General features: G+C 50.8%; 14 protein-coding genes, 1 tRNA gene and 1 other RNA gene. 6 read left to right on the top strand and 10 right to left on the bottom strand.

What is annotated here, in order from left to right; all coding sequences use genetic code 11:
- Nucleotides 1-492 precede the first annotated feature (492 nt).
- The 4 genes from CHB92_RS06560 to CHB92_RS06545 all read left to right on the top strand — a co-directional run bounded on the left by CHB92_RS06560 (nt 493) and on the right by CHB92_RS06545 (nt 4,204).
- Entirely contained in the window at nt 493-1,434 is a 942-nt protein-coding gene (locus CHB92_RS06560) for a DUF2279 domain-containing protein (protein ID WP_245842346.1), read from the top strand.
- Between the two features lie 163 nt (nt 1,435-1,597).
- Nucleotides 1,598-2,548 carry a DUF2027 domain-containing protein gene (locus tag CHB92_RS06555; protein ID WP_089318385.1) on the top strand — a complete coding sequence of 317 codons (951 nt, stop codon included), beginning with the start codon at nt 1,598-1,600 and terminating at the stop codon, nt 2,546-2,548.
- Nucleotides 2,549-2,635: 87 nt separating this feature from the next.
- Nucleotides 2,636-3,023: RNase P RNA component class A (rnpB, locus tag CHB92_RS06550), an RNA gene on the top strand.
- Nucleotides 3,024-3,214: 191 nt separating this feature from the next.
- Entirely contained in the window at nt 3,215-4,204 is a 990-nt protein-coding gene (locus CHB92_RS06545) for a hypothetical protein (RefSeq protein WP_245842344.1), read from the top strand.
- A gap of 89 nt (nt 4,205-4,293) precedes the next feature.
- Here the strand turns inward: CHB92_RS06545 and CHB92_RS06540 are convergent, their stop codons facing one another.
- The 3 genes from CHB92_RS06540 to CHB92_RS06530 all read right to left on the bottom strand — a co-directional run bounded on the left by CHB92_RS06540 (nt 4,294) and on the right by CHB92_RS06530 (nt 5,822).
- On the bottom strand, nt 4,294-5,004 hold the full coding sequence (locus tag CHB92_RS06540; protein ID WP_089318436.1) for an SIMPL domain-containing protein: 711 nt from the start codon (nt 5,002-5,004) through the stop codon (nt 4,294-4,296).
- A gap of 162 nt (nt 5,005-5,166) precedes the next feature.
- Complete coding sequence (locus CHB92_RS06535; RefSeq protein WP_089318384.1) at nt 5,167-5,478, bottom strand: hypothetical protein; 312 nt, start codon at nt 5,476-5,478, stop codon at nt 5,167-5,169.
- A 71-nt stretch (nt 5,479-5,549) separates the two neighbouring features.
- Nucleotides 5,550-5,822, bottom strand: coding sequence for a hypothetical protein (locus CHB92_RS06530; protein ID WP_089318383.1), 273 nt, complete (start codon nt 5,820-5,822; stop codon nt 5,550-5,552).
- A 204-nt stretch (nt 5,823-6,026) separates the two neighbouring features.
- Here CHB92_RS06530 and CHB92_RS06525 point away from each other — a divergent pair.
- A tRNA-Glu gene (locus tag CHB92_RS06525) sits at nt 6,027-6,098 on the top strand.
- A gap of 100 nt (nt 6,099-6,198) precedes the next feature.
- Here the strand turns inward: CHB92_RS06525 and CHB92_RS06520 are convergent.
- The gene (locus CHB92_RS06520; RefSeq protein ID WP_089318382.1) at nt 6,199-7,308 is read right to left on the bottom strand and encodes a sensor histidine kinase; all 1,110 of its coding nucleotides are present in this window, start codon (nt 7,306-7,308) and stop codon (nt 6,199-6,201) included.
- A 570-nt stretch (nt 7,309-7,878) separates the two neighbouring features.
- Between CHB92_RS06520 and CHB92_RS06515 the strand changes: the two genes are divergently transcribed.
- The gene (locus CHB92_RS06515) at nt 7,879-9,309 is read left to right on the top strand and encodes a TolC family protein (RefSeq protein WP_179222975.1); all 1,431 of its coding nucleotides are present in this window, start codon (nt 7,879-7,881) and stop codon (nt 9,307-9,309) included.
- Nucleotides 9,310-9,394: 85 nt separating this feature from the next.
- Here the strand turns inward: CHB92_RS06515 and CHB92_RS06510 are convergent, their stop codons facing one another.
- From CHB92_RS06510 to CHB92_RS06485, 6 genes are all read right to left on the bottom strand, one after another.
- On the bottom strand, nt 9,395-9,787 hold the full coding sequence (locus tag CHB92_RS06510) for a response regulator (protein WP_179222974.1): 393 nt from the start codon (nt 9,785-9,787) through the stop codon (nt 9,395-9,397).
- A gap of 8 nt (nt 9,788-9,795) precedes the next feature.
- Nucleotides 9,796-12,342 carry a PAS domain-containing sensor histidine kinase gene (locus CHB92_RS06505; RefSeq protein ID WP_089318379.1) on the bottom strand — a complete coding sequence of 849 codons (2,547 nt, stop codon included), beginning with the start codon at nt 12,340-12,342 and terminating at the stop codon, nt 9,796-9,798.
- Between the two features lie 894 nt (nt 12,343-13,236).
- Entirely contained in the window at nt 13,237-16,890 is a 3,654-nt protein-coding gene (locus CHB92_RS06500) for an ABC transporter permease/M1 family aminopeptidase (RefSeq protein WP_089318378.1), read from the bottom strand.
- Nucleotides 16,887-17,789, bottom strand: coding sequence for an ABC transporter ATP-binding protein (locus CHB92_RS06495; protein ID WP_089318377.1), 903 nt, complete (start codon nt 17,787-17,789; stop codon nt 16,887-16,889). Before CHB92_RS06495 ends, CHB92_RS06500 begins: the two co-directional genes overlap by 4 nt.
- 256 nt (nt 17,790-18,045) lie before the next feature.
- Nucleotides 18,046-18,312 (bottom strand): hypothetical protein, encoded by a 267-nt coding sequence (locus CHB92_RS06490; protein WP_089318376.1) that lies wholly within the window; start codon nt 18,310-18,312, stop codon nt 18,046-18,048.
- 11 nt (nt 18,313-18,323) lie between these two features.
- Nucleotides 18,324-18,614, bottom strand: coding sequence for a hypothetical protein (locus CHB92_RS06485; protein ID WP_089318375.1), 291 nt, complete (start codon nt 18,612-18,614; stop codon nt 18,324-18,326).
- Between the last annotated feature and the right edge of the window lie 35 nt (nt 18,615-18,649).

Below are 18,649 nucleotides of genomic sequence, written 5' to 3'. Positions count from 1 at the left end.
AAACTGATGTAGGCCGAAAAGGTTGTGTTTTTTATGAAAAGGATGGGTGGGGGAAGTGTTATCTTTTGTGAATAGAGGGCTTTCTGCCTACCCTTTTTCACCTGCCCCATCATGGATAAAGACCTAGACCTTAACTTCATAACTTAGCTGCTGTCTTGTCTCTACAAACTCTACAGCCTGAATCAGATGAAGGAGCAAAAAAGTAAATGTTTATTTTATTTTGGCCAGCCCTCCAAGCCGTCTCCCTGTTATATCTAAAACTCTTGAGCGAGACAAGCTTGAGTCTGTGAAGGATGAGTTCCTCCGTTGCTTGGAGAATACTCCAGTTCTACCACACAGACTGAGACAACAGAACAGCATAGGCTCTCATTCCTCCTACTTATATAGTTGCCAGGTTCTCTAGGATCAGTTAGAAGCGGAGGCCTGTTAACTAAACCGAACCCTGCATGTCCCCTTACCCAAGGTGGCCAAAGCAGATGCCGTCCACAACTTATGCGGCTTTACGTATCTTTGGGGATGATCAAGCTTAAAGTCTTACCTGTTATCAGCCTTAGCGCCTTGCTGTTGGTGCAGCCACTGTACAGTAAAGCTGTGTCTTTCCCACCCGACACAGTCACTGCAACACCGCATAACAAAAAGCTGCTACTGTTGGGAGCCGGCTTTACAGCGGGCTACACCGCTCTGCTCGTGTCCCTGAACGAGGCCTGGTACGCGGAGCAGGAGCGCACAAACTTCCACTTCTTTAACGACAACCGGGAGTGGCTGCAGGTAGACAAGGTGGGGCATTTCTGGGGGGCCTTCCACGAGAGCCGGGCAGGCATCGACGTACTCCGCTGGGCAGGTGTGCCGGAGAAAAAAGCCATTTGGTACGGCGGTTTACTGGGTATTGTACTGCAGACACCCATCGAGGTGTTTGATGGCTACCAGGCAGATTATGGTGCCTCGGCAGGAGATCTGGTGGCCAACACGGTTGGCTCTGCCTCGGTCATCGCTCAGGAACTGGCCTGGCAGGAGATCCGCATCATGCCGAAGTACTCTTTCCATACCACGCCCTATGCGGCAGCACGACCGAATGTATTAGGCAGTAGCCTCGGCGAACAGGCCCTGAAAGATTACAACGGGCAAACCTATTGGCTGTCGGTTAACGTGGGTGACTTCCTGAAACCAGAAAGCAAGTATCCTAAATGGTTGAGCCTGGCCCTGGGTTATGGCGCGGAGGGAGTTGTGTACCACCCCGAGCGTACAAACAGGGCTGCTGGCTTTGAAGCGCGGCGCCAGTACTACCTCAGCCCCGACCTTAACCTGCTGCACTTCCGGGGACGCAGCAAACTCCTGAACACTGCCCTCTACGTGCTCAGTATCGTAAAAGTACCTGCCCCTGCCCTGGAGTATAACCGTGAAGACGGTTTCCGCATGCATGCCCTCTATTTCTGATTCCCGGGCAACAGCACGTTAGAAAACATAGCAAAGGTGTGTAGGCGCCATACACATGACACAGCACCTCAGAAATCCGTACCTTTGCCAGGCATAGTTGAGTAAAACAGTCAGCGGCTGGCCCATGGCTTAGCCAGCTACCACCATAACGAACAGTAAAACCATGAACGTAGGAGACCGTGTGCGTTTAATGTCGGGCCGTGAGGAAGGCATTATTACCCGCATTTTAGATAATAACATTGTAGAAGTCGCCATTGACAACGATTTCACCATCCCTGTGGCCCGCCGCGAGGTAGTGGTAATTGCCGCAGAAGAGAGTAAGTACTTAAAGTCGGACGAGCAGGTAAAACCCGTAACCAAGCGCGAGGCTGTGGCCCCGGTACTGTCGGCCCAAGGCATTTACCTGGCCCTGGTACATCAGTCTGAAGAGCTCCTGGCTGTAACCGTGGTAAACAACACCGATTATGACGTGCTCTTTACCTCTGGCGAAGAGCGGGAGCAGGGTTACCGGGGCTTGCAGAACGATAAGCTGGCTCCCAAGGCTACCCGCGTGATCACGCATTATCACCTGAAGGAATTTGAAAAGTGGCCCAGCCTGCTGGTGCAGTTTATCCAGCACCGAAACGGCAGCCCAACTGTTTTTGAGCCGGTAACCAAGCGGGTACAATTCCGGGCCAACTCTTTCTATAAAAGCAAGAAAACGGCCCCCGTCCTGAACAAAGAGGCTTACCTGTTTCAGCTGGACCAAAAGCCGGTGGCCGTGAACACCGACAAGATCACCGAGCAGATCATTGAGGGTACCGCCCAGCACGATACCTTTAAGCTGGAAGCCCCGGACCATGAGGTGGACCTGCACATCGAGAAACTGGTAGATGACCATGCCGGCATGAGTAACAGCGCGATGCTGCGCCTGCAATTGGACAAGTTCCAGGACGCGCTGGACAGAGCCATGGCCGCCAACATGCACGAGATCGTGTTCATCCATGGCGCGGGCAATGGGGTGCTCCGCAAAGAGATACAGAAAATCCTGAGCCGTACCCCGGGCATCAAGTTCTTTGAAGACGCCAAAAAGGAAAAGTTCGGCTATGGGGCTACCTTGGTACGCCTGAAATAAGCAGCAGTGCAGCAGAAATTATTTCCTGCTGCTATTTGTTAGCAGATAATGATACCGCAAATGCGTAATTTGCGGAGCAAAGAATTAACAGCAAGCCGTCTTATCGCTGCTCCCACCTGGGAGGAGAGGAAAGTCCGGGCAACGCAGAGCATCCTACTTCCTAACGGGAAGGGTCCCGGGCAACCGGGATACAGCCAGTGCCACAGAAAATTACCGCCTCTTGCAAAAGAGGTAAGGGTGAAAAGGTGCGGTAAGAGCGCACCAGCGGCTGGGTGACCAGTCCGGCTGGGTAAACCTTAGGAGTTGAAAGACCAAATAGGCTGGCAGCGCCTCGCTTCGGCGGGGCTAAGGGCTGCTCGTCCGATGTCAGTGGGTAGGTCGATGGAGCCTGCGCGCGAGTGCAGGCCTAGATAAATGATAAGACGCACGCCTTCGGGTGTAGCGACAGAACCCGGCTTACAGGCTTGCTGTTAATTTTTTGTTTTACCTTTTTCTGAGCTGTTGCTCCTCCTCTCTCCCTTCTGATTCTTTCTTGCACAGCTGTTTTTCTTCTTGGTAAAGCTCTTCACTTCACCCTAGTTTAACATAATAAACCAACCTGACACCTTGCCGGATTCGGAACTGGCGCCGGCGTGTCTTATCTTTGCAGCCGACAACTGATACAAAATGGACCTGACCCTATACGACCCGTTCGAAAAGATGCAGTTCTCCGATACGAACTGCTTTTTGTGCGGCACCAACATAACGCCCGAGCACCGTACGCCCGTTTTTGGCGAGTGGCTGCAGCAAAAATATAAGCTACCCGACAAAGAACTGCTCATGCTCGATAAAAGCGTGACCACCTATCAAGAGCTTACCATCCCCTGCTGTGATCACTGCCATGCCCATTATGTGCTACCTTTGGAGGCAGAAGTAGCCGAGGCCGCCTCAAAAGGCCTGGAAGGCCTGCAGGCGCTGGACCAGCAGAGAATGTTCCAGTGGATTGGCAAGATGTATTACGGCATGCTGGTGACCGAGCTGATTAAAGAGGCAAACCCCTTGATGACGCCGGCATACCCTGTGAGCGAAGACCCCAAGATGCTGGGCAAGTTCAGCTCCTTCTTTATGGTGTTGCAGTCGATGCGCGTGCCCATGGTTTTCTCTGACTTCCTGCCCTGCTCTATTTTCTATGCGGAGGTAGCCCCGCTGGAAGACGAGCAGCCCTTTGAGTACCAGGACGAGCTCAGCACCATGACTTTCAGCATAAAGCTTGGTTCGGCCGCTGTTACCTGTGTGCTGCTAGACAATGGCATCATTAAAAGAGCACTCGGCAGGCTGCAACACTTAGCACAGGGGCAGCAACTGCATCCCATACAGCTGGCAGAGTTCAAAGCCCGCATCTATTACGCGGCTTATCTCTTTAGTATAATCCCGGAATATTTTATCCGACAGGTTAAACCAGGCGATGATCACCTGGTGCTGGACACATTAATAGATGACGTAACGCAGGATGTGTTTAATCCCTGGGAGACGCTGGCCTATGCACACATGCTGGAGGAAATGCTCAAGCCATGGGGCATCCGGGAGCAGGAGATCCTGCAGGCCCCCCAGCAGCCGCTCAGCTTCCTGTTAGATGCTGAGAACAGGTTTAAGCCCATGGAACGGTATGTAAGGTAGGGCACAGAAAGCCTTCAGACTTCCCCCAACAAAGAGCGGGCGCTTCCCGAAAAGGAAAGCGCCCGCTCTTTGTTGGGACTCCTGCCGTCTTATTCTATCACAAAGACCACATCCACGTTGGAGCTGATTACTACCTCACCGCCTGCAATGGTAGGGCCATTGGCATCATAAGCAGCAGACTCCATCATGGCTGTTTTATACATCGGCCGGGGGCCATCGTTATAAGTGTTTTCGTTTATCGAATACACACGGCCTACCTTTGCCCCTAGTTCTGAGGTTAAAGAAGTGGCTTTTTGCATGGCATCTGCCACTGCACGCTGTCGTGCCTCTGCCTTATACTTCTCTAAATCCGCGACCTGAAAACGCACGCCATCCACCCGGTTCGCTCCTACTTCGTATAGGCCGGCCAGGATCTCATCGTACTTGTTCAGCTTTTTCAGCACGACCGTCATACTCTTTTGCGCCAGGTAAAAGTCCGGGGTTGTTCTGCCGTACTCCCCACCATTATACACGGGTTGCAGGGTTACATAGGAGGTCTGGATATCTTTCGCGTCCACGCCCTGCTTCTTCAGGTAATTAATGATGCTGGCTGCTGCTTTGTCTGACGCTCTGCGGGCGGCGTCCAGTGTCTTTTCGCGGGTCTCTACCCCCAGGTTTACAACTACCTCCGTAGGGGGTACTTTCACCTCTCCCACTCCTGTTACACGTACATGGGGGGGCATCAATTGCTGCTGCGCCTGCGAGCTAAAAGCGATTAAAAAGAGCAGTAGCGGCAGGATAAAGAAACGCGTTCTGTTCATAGTTTTCATGTGCTGGTGTTTAGTTTGACGAAAGTAAGCATAGCGCTTTGCTATATAGAAGCAAGCGGTCAAAAGTTATGCCACTTCTCTTTTATCGAATACAAAAAGCCCCCGGCTTTATAACCGGGGGCTTATACATTCATGAGTTAACGCCGCGCTCGCTTATTCGTAATCGCTGTTATCGTGATTCGGGCTGTAGCGCGAAAGCAGGATAGCTCCGATTGTAAGTGCCCCTGCAGTTATAATCAACTGAGTAGTTGAAAAGCGCTTGGTTGCCTTTAGTATAATGTGCCCTACATCCTGCATCAGGTCAGGCAGTTTCTCCGGGCGGCCTTGAAACACGTGCATGGCAGACTCCACGGTACGTGACATGTCATGGGGCTGAATAACAGAAAGCACGTTTTCGCCACCCTGCTTTTTTTGGTTTGAATTAGAGTTACTATTGTTTTGGTTTTGGGAGGTATTGTTTTCCATAGTTTCAGCTTACGTTTTTTCTAAAATTATTCAGGTATACGTGGTGTCGGGCTAAAAGTGTTTGCTCAACGCTAGAGGGGCCTGGCGCCATGCTGCACCATCAACTCATTCATGCGGTTCTGCAGGGAGTCAAGGCTCACCATCATGCTGGCCGGAAAGCCTACGCTCAAATCATCCAGCCGCAACACCTCTGTCTGGGGGTCATAGTTGTAGCTGCCGGACACGCCCTTCTCACTGAAGCTGCCTTTGTTTTCCTTCAGGTCGATGCCATAGGTTCTTAGTTTTCCTTTCAGCTGCTCAAAAGCCTCTGGTTTCACGCCTTCATATTGTAGGTTCTTTGCCATGCAATGCAGTAGTTTTCCTGTTCTAACAATTGAATTATACTAACGCAAGAAGCCCCTATTGGTTTATAATTGCAAGGCCCATGACCCATCTGAAATTTTTCTGACTGACATTCAGCAAGATCCTGATCATCTGAAAAAACTTTTGGGAAAGCTTATTGCGGATAAAAAAACACCCGCTATATTTGCACCACAATCAGACAGAACGGCCCGTTCGTCTAGGGGTTAGGACGCCAGATTTTCATTCTGGTAACAGGGGTTCGATTCCCCTACGGGCTACTACAGCAAAAAAGCCGCTCCACATCAGATGGAGCGGCTTTTTTGGTTCGATAGGTTTCCCCCGCGTTTAGCAGGAAAGAGCCCGATCCCCCTTGACTCTTTACAACGTGAGGTTAAGGTAGCAAGTAAACGTAGTGCCTGCACCTACCTCGCTCTTCACCTCTACCCTGCCGCCACTCCGCTCCAAAATATTTTTCACGATGCTCAGGCCCATCCCTTTTCCTTCCCGCTTGCTTTCGAGCTGCTGGAAAGGCTTGAATATCCTGTTACCGTTTTGCTCAAGGTTGATACCCATCCCATTATCTTCAAACTGAAGCACAACACAACCCTCTGACAAACCGGACTCTATATGAATATGCGGAGCACGTGATTCAAACCTGTACTTGATGGAATTGCTGATCATGTTTCGGAACAGGCTCTCCAGGTACGGCCGGGGGAAGTGCACAGTCGGGTACTCAGAGAAATTAGTGCTGAACGTAGTGCCCGTCTGGTCAATCACTTTCTTAAGCTCGGCTTGAACAACTCTAAAGACATCGTCTAGCTCCACCTCCTTGGCCTGCCCGTGCTTGTTTTTCAGCTCCACGATTTCTGTGAGCCCTGTCAGCACCTCATCAAACCGTTGCACGGAGCTCTCCAGCATCTGAGTTACACTGGCTATTTCTTCCTGGCCGGCATCTTTGAGCACCTCTACCAAACCTTTGACATTGTTTAACGGCCCGTACAAATCATGGCTGACTGTGTCAAAGAAGGTATCCAGGTCAGCATTCAATTGGCTTAGCTCGGCGTTCTGCGTCCGCAGGCTTGCCTCCGCCTCCTTCAGTCCTAGCTCGGTTTGTTTTAGGTGCGTGACGTCACGGGTAATGGCCCATACAGACCTGACTCCGTTTCCTTCCCCTTCATGGAAGTCAGGGATCAGTTTCATGTAGTAGTAGCGTGTCCCGTTCGGGAACTGGTGCTCAGTGTAGTTGACCTCAGGCTTGCCGGTTTCGAAAACGGATCTGATCTTTGCCTCTAGCTCATTTAGCAAGCCGTCATCATTGGGAATCCTAAGGTCACGGTTGCTCTTCCCGATCACGTCACACGACCGCATCCCTATTTCGTTTTCAATGGCTTCGTTAATGAACAGATGCTTGTACTGCTTATCGTAACGGGCGATAGGATCAGGAAACCTGTTTACAAAACTCTCCCAGCCTGGTTGAGGTGCGTTCATGAGTTGTGAGTGTATTTTCAATCATCTCGTTACGTAGCCTTATAGCCTTAGTTATTGCTGGTTTGGCTTAACTAGCTTTGTGACTACTACTCCCCTGTTTAATAACGCAACAGAGGCTTGCATACAAATCTAAACATAATAGTCACATCGCCTTATCAATATAAACTTTGCAAAACCTAAGCTGCTATGAGCCTAAAAACAAGCTTCCAGAGCCGCTAAATCATGGTGGATAAGGTTCGATAGTGTGTTCAGTGTCGATGTAGATAACGCATTTCAATCGCACCTTAGTGGTATAGAAAGTGGTGATGCCCCTGTGTGCTAAAAACAGAACTTCCTTTAAGAAGACCTTCCTTGTGCCGAAAATCATTGCTAAATTGGCAATACTTCAGCTTGTTTTATACTGCTTTGATTGTAATCTGGCTTTTCGTATATTTAAAGTCTACGTTATTTAGGCTCCACCTTCAGAGGATGATTTTCGATAGTTTCCGATTTCCGAGTACAAAAGTGAAGGGACCATCTCTTCTTACCATTATACAAGTACTACTCTTCCTTCAAGCTTCCCCAAAGGCTTTGGCTGAGGAAGAGCCGGTTGCCCGTGCCCGTATATTAACGCTTCCGTCTGCAATTGAACTGGCGAAGGAGCAATCACCTAGTTACCGCTATGCCTCGGTGCTGCTGGAAAACAGAAAATGGCAGTACAGGACATACCGCTCCAACTTCTACCCGCAGTTAAACCTCAGCGGAGTGCTGCCGGAGTTCAACAAAACCATAGAGCCGCGCCTCACAGACAACGGCAGCCTGATCTTTATAAACACCCATAATGCCAACTCCTCCCTGCAGCTTTCCCTTGGACAGGAGATCTGGTTCACAGGAGGCTACATCTCCATCAACTCCCAGGTAAAACGGCTGGATGACTTCCAGGCAGAGCAGAACCAGACCAGGTACTCCTCCATTCCTGCCACCATCACCCTGAACCAGCCTTTTTTCAGCTTCAATTACCGGGCCTGGGACAGAAAAATAGCCCCCCTCCGATACGAAGAAGCAAAGCGGGACTACTGGGAGGAGATGGAGGAGATTTCCAAGGATGCCACAGACCACTTCTTCAGGCTCCTCCTAAGCCAGATAAGCCTACAGATAGCAGAGAAGAACGTCACCAACAACAAAACCCTCTACAAGGTAGCCCAGGGCAGGTTTGAGGAGGGTAAAATCCCTGAAAACGAGCTGCTGCAAATGGAACTCGCCATGATTAACTCGGAGCAGAACCTGGAACAAGCCACGCTGGACGTAGAGTCTAACACCCTAAAACTAAAAATGTACCTGGGCATCACAGATGAAGCCCCGATTACCCTGGTGCCGCCGTACGAGATCCCCGAGTTTGAAGTAAACGAGGACCTGGCGCTGGAACAGGCGCACAAAAACAGGCAAAGAGTCATTGGCTTTAAAAGAGAGCTTTTGGAGGCGGACATGCGCATGGCTCGGGCAAAGGGCGAGACAGGGTTCCGGGCTGATTTGTTTGCCTCCTTTGGCCTGACACAACAGGCCCTGGAGATTCAGGAGGTTTACCATGACCCTGCCCAACAGCAACGCATCCGGATGGGCTTTAACTTACCCGTGATGGACTGGGACCGCTCCGCCTCCCGGATAGGAACTGCCAAGGCGAACCAGACGCTGGTACGGGCAAACGTAGAGCAGCAAAAGGTTAATTTCGACCAGGAGATTTATTTGAACGTCAAGCGCTTTAAGGTTCTCCGGAAACAAATGCTTGGGGCAAAGCGGGCTGATGAAATTGCAGAAAAGCGCTACACCATCACCCGGTCCCGCTACCTGGATGGCAAGATCAGCATACTGGACCTGAACGTAGCCACGGAGGAAAGAGACAAGGCAACGCGCCGCTACATCAGCTCCCTGTGGGATTTTTGGGCATCCTATTATAACCTCCGCCGCCTTACCCTGTATGACTTCGAGTTAAACCAGCCCCTGTTACCAGAAGGCGCAAGCTGAACAAATTGTAGTACTCCTGAACACCGTGTTTCAACTGCCTTTCAACAGGGGGCATAGCAGTACTACAGCAACTTTCAGTTGCCTGTCACGCCCTGTCCTCTTCGATTTGTGCCAGAATAGACTTCACATCCTCTCGGTCCAGGGGTTTGTGAATAAAGCCATGCACTAAACTGTAGTCCTTTGATTTAATAGCATCCTCCTGGTCCAAAGAGGAGGTCAGAATGTAGATGCGGGTACTTCCGGAGATCTCCTCCTCATATGGGTCGAGCGCATCGAGCAGTTCCCATCCGCTCATGGCAGGCATGTTCAGGTCCAGTAGCACAAAGTCCGGGAGCTTGTCCGGTATTTCTTGCACCAGTTGGCTCAAGGCCTCTTTAGGAGACAGGAAAGTAGTAACCTTAGGTACCCCCTCTGTTCTTAAAGCCCGCTCTGTTAAAAAAATACTTACGTGGTCGTCATCGATAATATAAGAGTGCACTAGTGATATTAACTTAAGTAGATTGAAAATCGGGTTCCGATGTTAGGCTGGCTGTCCACCTCAATTCTCCCCTCCATGGCCTCCACATGTGTCTTCACAAGGTACAGGCCTATCCCCCTGCCTTTCTTGTCCTCATGGAATCGCTTGTATAGCTTAAACAGGTTGCTACCTGCCTTTGTAAGGTCAAAGCCGGAGCCATTGTCTGAGAACACAATGACCTTGCCCACTTCCGGGCTTTGGTAACAACTTACGTGCACCCGTAGCAATCGTTCCTCTGACCGGTACTTAACGGAATTTGACAGCAGGTTATAGAAGACGCTGTGGAGATAGGCTTTGTTCCCGCTCACGCACACCTCCTTCTCTATATCTATCTCGATGCTCCCGCCGCACTTGCTTAAGGGTTCCTGCAAGCTCCTGCAAGCTTCCTGTACAATCTCCGCCAGGCACACCTGCTCTTTTTCCAGCGTGTGCTTGCTGTCCCGAACCGACAAAATCGTGTTAACGTCACGTACAACCGTATCCAGGCGGCCAGCGCTTTCCTCCAGGTTCTTTACAACCACCTCGTACATGCTGGAATCCATGTCCCCACTTGCCAAAACTTTCGACAGGCCCAAAATATTAGCCACCGGGGCCCTCAGGTTATGAGACACGATATAAGTGAACTGCTGCAGGTCCCGGTTCTGGCGGTACAAATCCTTTGCTGACTCAGAAAGTGATAGCTCTGACTTTTTTAGCTCGGTCACGTCCGTTTGAACAGTCACATAGCGAACCAATTCCCCACGCTCATCAAAAACAGGGTTTGCCTTCACAAACAGCCACAGGTCCTCCCCATCCTTTCTTCGGTTCAGTACCTCAAAGGCGATGGACCTGCCCTCCAGCATTTGTTCTTTCACAGAGCGTAGAACCTCCATGTTCGTTTGCTCATGGTAAAGCATTTCGATAGGGAGCCTGCCTACCGCCTCTGAAAGGCTATACCCCGTCATCTTGGTAAAGCCCTCATTTGCCCACTCTATTCTCCTGTCCTGACCTAAGATAACAACCCCGTTGGTCGTACTGCTTGCTACCAACGAGAGCTTTTCCAATTCTTCTCTTGTATTTCGTATCTCCGTGACATCGGTAAAGAAAACGGAAAGGCTTTCCTCAGAAGGGTACACGCTAAACCTATAGACCTTGCCGTTGTGAGCGTACCTTTCCTCAAAATACCTGGCCGTGTCGCTCTCAATAGCCTCCTTACAGAACTGATGAAAGTCTGAGGATATGATGTCCGGGAAAAGGTGCCAGATGTTCTTTCCGATAAGCTCCTCGCGGCCATACCCCTCATGCTTTGCGAAAACCGAGTTCACGTAACTAAAGCACCAATTCCTGTCCAGGGTAAAGAAAGCGTCTGTGATACTTTCAAAAATAGACTCCATCTTCTTTGCCTGCTTCTCAATAACCCGATAGGCACGATGAGTAGCTGTAATGTCCCGGAAAATGCTGTACACCCCTACCGTCTCTTCCTCTACTTTTACCGGAATCTTGATGACATCAAAGAACACTGCTCCCTCCTCCTCTAAGTCCATGGCTATATCAAACCTGACAGGGGTTCCGAGTAAAGCCTCCTGAAGCGTCTTTTGGCACATAGGAACCGCTTCAGCAGGAAGAAAGTCTGTAAAGGGTCTATGGAGCAAGTCCTGTTTCTGCATACCAAGCATAGAAAGCGTGGCGGGATTAGCATCAATAACCACCCCTTCTCGGTTCTGGTAGATGACCGCGTCCACGTGGCTCTCAAACAAAGATTTAAACCGCTGTTTCCTTTCTTCCTGCAGGTGCTTGTTTTCAACCCACTCGGTTATGTCGCGAGAGCTGCCTACCAGTGCTTTCACACTTGGGTTATGGAGCTGGTTACTTACAATAGCCTCCACCCACCGCCACCTGCCATCCGCTGTTTTAAAGCGAAACTCAGGCATACAGACCTGTTCCTGGCCAGACAAAAGCACTGACAGAGCAGCATAGGCTTTATCAACGTCCTCTGGATGTATGAAGGAAAAAGCACTCTGACCTACAAAAGCCTCTGGGGGGAATCCGAACTTCTTGATAAAGGTGCTGTTGGCATAAAGGAAGTTGCCCTCTGCATCCAGCATGGAGAGCATGTCCGCTCCATTTTCTACTAAAACCCGGTACAGCTCGTCCTTCTCCCGTAACGCTTGTTGCGCCTTCTTTTCCCCTGTGACATCCCGACCAATAAAAAAGTACGCTTCGTCCTCTTCAGACCAACTTCCGGACCACTTTAGGTAAACCTGGTGTCTATTCTTATGGGCAAGGGCAAGAGTAAAATCATCCAGTCCGCCTTCCTGCACTAAGAGCTGGGCGATTTCTCTGGTGTTGGCAAAGTCTTGTGGAAGCAGAAAGTCGGTGAAGCGTTGCCCAACTAGTTCCTCATCTCCATAGCCCAAAATGGAGCGGCACGCATCGCTTACAAAAGTAAAACGAAGACTGCGGTCAAGGGAGCATATCAAGTCTGGCGAGAGCTTGGCGACCTTATCGAAGAATCTGAGTTTTTGCTCAGGAGTCATTGATTTACGAGGATATTATGAATACAACAGTATGCTTGCTAAATGCTAAGCTAATTTACTACAGGGGTAACGCATTGAAATTCTAGCGCTTAAATATGCAACAAACATATATAATATCTTTTGTAGTCAAAAAGACTTTCCACCTTTAAACGCAATTAATGATCCTGTTTCAGAAATGGCAAGCGGAAACTACTGGTATGTCGTCTTCGTCTATCAGGATCTAGTATAGCCAAAGGCAATTGGAGCCCCAACGCAAAGTGCGAAGGCAGTTCTATTACTGTGAAATTTTGATTGTGGAAAACCGCTTTGTAATTGGGTAGTGATGAATACACTTGGACTACCTGAAGGATAAGGCAATGCGCGGATTGCTGATCAGTCCTCGATTCTTTTACTACCAACAACTCCTGTACAGGCGCTAGCAGCAAAAAAACCAGAGCTTATGATAAAAGCCAGCCCCTGGCGTGCAACTTAAAGATGGAACCTGAAGAACACTAGTCCTTCAATTGTACCTTTCGCGTACCACCGCGACGCTATTTATCATCAAGTGCTTTCTTCGCCGCTTCATAGCTACCTCCAAAGTAGGAAACATTATGGAAGGCTTCCTTTGTGATGGCAGCTGCGACCTCAGCTGCCTCTTTGCAATATTGAGGTATTGCTTTGCTTACTGCGCATACACAAAAGAGCTGATGGCTAAGAAGACACAGTGAGCACATATTATTTTCATATAACTGTCAGCAGAATGAAGAAGGCACTGTTGTCGCTATAGCCGGATTAGAGTTGCACCTGCTAAGGATACTGCTCATAGGTAGTTTATTCTGCTTACGTTAAACGTTTCTGATCCTCCATTTTAAGCTACGCCCCCTTCGTGTCCTGTACCTGTCCTTGTTTTTGTGCTCACCTCGCCACCTTCACCTCTTCCATGTTATCAGTCATGTTCAAGTCGATGAGCAGGTGGTTGGGATCGATGCCGGCACGGGCAGGTTCGTAGGGCACCGTCACGGTGATTCTCTGCTTAGCGGACTTTAGGCGATGCTTCTGCAGGTAGAGCGTCTTCTCTAAGGCCTCACCCTCTGCGGTGGTTGCGTAGACGCCAATCTCTACCCAGTCATCCAGCGGGATGAGCGTTTCTGTTCCCGCACTGTCGACCACCACTTTGCGTGCCTGAACGTCTAAGGTTACCTCCCAACTGCCCGCTTTGGTTTGCTTTGCTGTAACCTGCTCCGTTTCCAGCTCCCAGAAGGTATTCTGCTCAAAAAGGTCGCGCAGCAGGTAGTGGAGTGAGTCGGGTGTCTGTGTCTGCAACTCTTGGTATAGATCAAGGGTGGTGGGCAAGGGAGGGCTAGGTGTATAGTCCCTTAGTAATCCTCTGAGCGCGTTGTTAACTTTATCTTTCCCGATGTAATGCCTCAGTGCGAAGAGCGCAAAGGGACCCTTGCGGTAATTCATAAACCTGTTGTTGGCCCGGAGCAATGGAGGTGCCGCACGAGAGCGGGGCACCTCATACTCCTCTCGCATCTGGGACAAATAGAGGAGCAGATGCTCATAGCCCAGTGTTTCCTCAACCACTTGCATGGCAGCATATGTCGCCAAACTTTCGACGAGTAAACCGGAACCCTCAACCGCTGCGGGCGACAGGTAAAATCCCCACCACTGGTGCGCCACTTCGTGCGCCATGATGTGATATGGGAGGTCGAGGCCAGCAGGCTTCGGATTCATCAGGGAATACCCTTCCTGGTAATCGATCGTCATAGGCGCTGCATGCATGCCGCGGCCGGGCCCCGGTCGCTCCAGAACCCGGAAGTGACTGTATGGGTAAGCCCCGAACTCCCGTGTGTAGTAGTCCAGGGATGCTTGTGCGCTTTTTACCATACGCTCAATGTTGGTGTCATGTGCAGGATGATAAAAGATCTGGATCGTAACCGGTTTCGCAGTGCGTTCAGGTACCTGTATAAGCTTTGTTCGACTTGGCTGTGGTACCCATTGCGCTTCACGCACAGCATAATTTGCAGAGAAAAAAGCGTACTCGTTTAGAATCGGAGCATCCGTCGCATAATGGAAATACCGGCGGCCTCCTTTTGTCCACGTACGGCGCAGCACGCCTGGTGCCACAGCTACCTGTCCCTTGCTGGTGCCTATAACCGCTTCAAAGTCCATATGCTCCGCATGGCGTGCATCATAGCGCGCTGCCATATCATCAAGAGAGGGCCTTGCCTGACGCGGAGCCAGCCCATATCTTTCACGATCACGCGCTTCGCGCAGTCTCCGATCACCATTGTAGCCAATAACCGGCATCCAGTCGCTTTCAATATAAGAACCATTCGCAACGATGGAGGCATCCACTCCTTCGTTACTAAAGCCGCGCGGCTTGATTTGAACACTAAAACTCATTTGTAGAGAATCGCCGGGGGCAAGCCTTTTTTTAAGCGTGTAGATCCGGTAACCGAGATGATCGTCAAGCACAACAGGGCTAGCCGCCCGGTCAAAGGTAATTCCAGAGATTCCGAGGTGCGGAATGGTAGATAAATGAATAGAATCGATAGGGGCTTTACTTCTATTCACGAGCTGGTACCTGCCCTGTATAGCAGCAGCATGATCGTCGGGGTAAATCTCCACCTGTAACTTAGTGCTCACCAGTGCTGGTTGCGGTATGTTTTCGTACTGCCCGTAGCGTCGCTCGTATTCGGCGCGCATTCCCATCCGGTCTGCTGTGCTGGTATAGTTGTTTAAGATGTTTGTGTTGTAGAATATGAACCCAACTGACACGAGCACAAGCGCCATGGCTATCGGCAGGGTTACTTTGTGCTTAGGAAATCGGTGCTGCGCCAGGTGGAATCGGGTGGAGAACCCGCCTTCTTTGCTTCGCACCCAAAACAGGGTCGCTACCACGCCAAGTAAAAACGCCCAGGCTGCCCAGTAGAGTTTGAATGATAACCACGGTTTTATAAGGGGACCAAAACCAGCCATATCACTGTAAGCCCATCCCGTATCGGAGCCATACACCAGCATGTTATGCTCCACCCCGAGCCTGGAGGAGAAGAGGATGAACCCATACACGCAGAATGCCACCATGTGCCCGAGGTATTTTTGATTCACCAGCACGTGTATCACGAGGACGAGCAGGGCGAAGAGAAGGTAGTCCGTGAGTTGTATTCCGAAGAGCGCCTTTAGGTATACCCCGATCTCAAAATGATAATAATCCATCACAAGCTGGTTGATGATTCCCGCCACCAGCAGAAAGGCTACCCAAGTGGTGACAACAAGTGCGAGCCCCGTGAACTTGCCAAGAAACATGACCCACTCAGGCACGGGCGTCGTGTCGGTAAGTTCATGCAGCCCTGCCTCGCGTTCGCGCCAAACAAGTTCGCCGGCGTATAGAATGGTGAGCAAGGGAATGATGATCCACTGTGTCTGGTAGCTACTCAGGGGCGGGGTTAACCCTCTTAAAACTTCCTGGGTTCGGGCAAGCAGCGGAACGCCATAAAATTCCATGTATTCCGCCGCAAAAAGCCCTGTGCCGATAGCTAAAGCCGCTATAAGCGTGAGCCCGCCCCGGCTCATGGCAACGGACCGAAAGGATGCCCCCGCAACAGCAAGCACCTGGCGTACATAGGTGGAGGGTACAAAAGATCCCCTAATACCCGGTACTTCGGTTGCGCTGGTTGCATTGCAGGCTGTAAGGCATGGGGCTGAAGCAGATGGCGAGGCCGAACGCACCGCATCTGACCGGCGCGTGAAAAGACCGGACAATCCACTCTTGGAAATGATGTGGGCCAACCGGAAGCGGAAATACGTGTAGGTAAGCGCCCCTATAGAGATGCAAAACCACACGAGGCGGTTCCAGAGCCATGTTCCCTCCAATACGATTAACCGGGTATTCTTATCGATCGGCGTCCACCCTTCCATTTCCGCAACAACACTGGTGCCGAGTAGGTCCATCAGGCTACCGAGCACCTTCCACCCCAGCATGTACCGCACCGTTGTGCCGCCGAACTGGGAAAAGATGATAATGGCAATGCTGGCGATATAACCCGCGATGGCCCGGCCGCTTAAGGCAGCAGCAGAGAACTGGACAGCTGTAGCGGCGATAACCGTTGGCAAGGCCAGAAAACAGAAGTTGGTTAGGTAGGACCCGAGACGGAACGCTCCGATATACTGGGTCTTTGCACCCGGGCCGTAAAAAGACAGGAGGAACCCGGCATAAAGCATCAACAGCATCGAAGCGTTCAGGGCCAGGGCGGCAAGGAACCGTGCACCCAAGTAGCTTAACTTGCTTAGGGGTGTGGTATAGGTAAGCGGATGCATCCGTGTCTGCCTGTCTCGTGTCGCAGCATCGCCTGCAACAACCCCGCTTATCATAACCCATATCGCGCTGCCGAAGACAGTAAAGAATGCGATTGTGCTGGGTGCATTCAGGTAAGTATTATCAGCAAGAGTGACAATTCTCAGGACTACGAAACCGAATAAAAGAAATACGGCAAACAGAAGCCAGGTCGAAACATGCCGCAGCTGGTACCTGAACTCAAATCGAAAGATCTCCCAAAACTTCATAGTGCCACCTCCTGCTCTGTGTGGGCACTGTAATAGCCTGCCATGGTGCTGAAGTAAACATCCTCCAGGTCGGGCTCCACCGGCTCAAAGCCCTTGCCCGGCACTTCTTCGCTGTAGATGTGGACCATGGTGCGCCCGCTGAGAAGTTTGGTGGAGATAACCTGGTGCACCTGCTCCAGATAAGGAAGCGTGTTCCTTTCGATTAGCTTGCGCCAGATCCTGCCTTTTAGCGCTGCCATAGCCTGCAGGGGTTGCGCTTCCAGCAGTATTTCCCCTTTGTTGATGATGGCCATGTTGGTGCACAGCTCCGACACGTCTTCCACGATGTGGGTGGAGAGGATCACCACGCTGCGCTCACCTAACTCGCTCAGCAGGTTCAGAAAGCGCACCCGCTCGGCCGGGTCCAGTCCTGCCGTCGGCTCGTCCACGATCAACAGTTTCGGGTTGCCCAACAGTGCCACGGCCACGCCGAAGCGCTGCCGCATGCCGCCCGAGTAGCCCCCCAGCCTCTGCTTGCGTTTGTCCCAAAGGTTGGTCTGCCGCAGTAAGCCGGCTACCACTTCTTTGCGGGACGCGCGGTTGGTAATACCCTTGAGTACCGCGAAGTGATCGAGCAGCTCCTCCGCGCTCGCCCTTGGGTAGAGCCCGAACTCCTGGGGCAGGTAGCCCAGCGTCTGGCGCACCTCTTCTTTCTGGCGCACTATATCAAGTTCGCCAAGGTGGATACTCCCTTTATCCGGCTCCTGCAGCGTGGCCAAAATGCGCATGAGCGTGGACTTGCCGGCCCCGTTAGGGCCAAGCAGGCCATACATGCCGTTCGGAATGCTGAGCGTTACATCCTTTAGTGCCTGGATCCCATTCGGATAGGTCTTGGAGATATTCTTTATTTCCAGTTTCATTTGTCCTGCTATTTAAAGCTTGTGATGTTTTGATTGTCCTGCCGCTTCCTTTAAAAAGAACTTTGTAGTACAAAGTGCAAGAACAAAAAAAATAGGGTACGATCTGTCGGCGCTTGCCAGCGTAACTAAATGCCTAAAAGAAAGCCTGTTCGCATTGGTCTGGCTGGAACACGTGCAGCTTGCCCAGAGATTGAAGAAGAGATAAAGCATTCTTCAAAGAACCGGTCTTGCCACTACATAAATCTGAACAAGCCGCTCAGTCAATCATGTCTCCGAGGTCACTCACCCCTAAGGTGAACATGATCAGGAATATGCCCAGTACGATTTTGACGACAAGCGGAACCGAGAAACCGAGCCGATACTGGAGCAGGGCATTCACTGGAGGAAAGTAAACCAGAGAAAGCAGAAGGTAAGCTATTCCCGGTACGGGGTGTACCAGAAACATATTCAGGATACCGACCACCAGCACGAGAGTACCAAACAGCCAGCTGATAATATGCAAAGGCATCACGTAGTTTTTCATGGCCTAACAGTTTAGCTTCCCGCGAAGGGTGTCCCGAAGATACCGACTGCAAGTTCAGCCCAAACGAGGAAGAGCAAGGCCAGAATAGCGCCAATGATAGCGAGGGCATTGTTTTCATTCCTTACCTTCCGGAGGACAAGCTCACAGCTGAGGCCAGTGCCCAGCAACAGGATACCCATCACCACAAAGTCGGACAGGGTCCAGTTCACCTCGTCTGTGATCTGCATGGCTATGAGTGGGATAAGCAAGAGAAAGGCCACTGCGAGCACAATACCGATAAGTCTTTTGTTCTGTGTCATCATAACTTTTTATGTTTATAGTAATGGTTTATTTAATA

It is taken from the genome of Pontibacter ummariensis (assembly GCF_900188175.1).
GTDB classification, from domain to species: domain Bacteria; phylum Bacteroidota; class Bacteroidia; order Cytophagales; family Hymenobacteraceae; genus Pontibacter; species Pontibacter ummariensis.
The sequence above is the reverse complement of the archived record's forward strand: the minus strand, read 5'-3'. Positions and strand labels throughout refer to the sequence as shown.